The sequence below is a fragment of the Gottschalkia purinilytica genome (assembly GCF_001190785.1).
GTDB lineage: Bacteria > Bacillota > Clostridia > Tissierellales > Gottschalkiaceae > Gottschalkia_A > Gottschalkia_A purinilytica.
Window position 1 is genome coordinate 1 of sequence record NZ_LGSS01000070.1, and the last position, 607, is coordinate 607.

Sequence of the window (607 nt, forward strand, 5' to 3'; positions counted from 1 at the left end):
CAGGTGACTCTTATTATGATTATATGAGACCTATATATAAAACATGGAATGGTAGACCTAAACAAGAAAATGAACATTGGTTTCCAGTAGAATGTGATGAGCATAAGCATGAATGTGAATGTCATAAGCGTGACCATGATCATTGTAAATGCTTTAAAGAAGAAAAATGCTGTAAGCCAATAGACTGTGATCCTGAGAAGATTGAATTTAGATGTAATACTCTTACAGGAGCGACTGGTATAGGTATCATTGCTATAGGAGGATTAATTACTCCGACAACTATAGGAACTATATCAGTAACAGATTTATGTTGTTTTAAAAAGCCATGTGTGCAGTTAGAATTTTCAGCTATAATTACAACTGGTGTAGCTCTTGCAGTTGGAACAATAATAACATTTAGAGTATTTAGACGTTGTGATAATGGTGATGAGATAGAAGTACAATCATTTAGCTTACCTCAAGGAGTAGTTGTTGCTATAGGATCTTCAATACCAGTTGCTTTCGTAGTTTGTGATTGTAATGCATGTCCTGCAAACTGTTGCACTTATAGAATAACAGTAGAAGCTACAGCAGCGGTAGCAGTAGCATCAGCTATCAATGTTGGTCA

At 35.4% G+C, this 607-nt stretch carries 1 protein-coding gene; it reads left to right on the top strand.

Features of this window, described 5'->3' with window-relative positions:
• Positions 1-607, top strand: a 607-nt coding sequence (locus tag CLPU_RS16410) for a DUF4489 domain-containing protein (RefSeq protein ID WP_050379154.1), incomplete at both ends; no start/stop codon positions are given.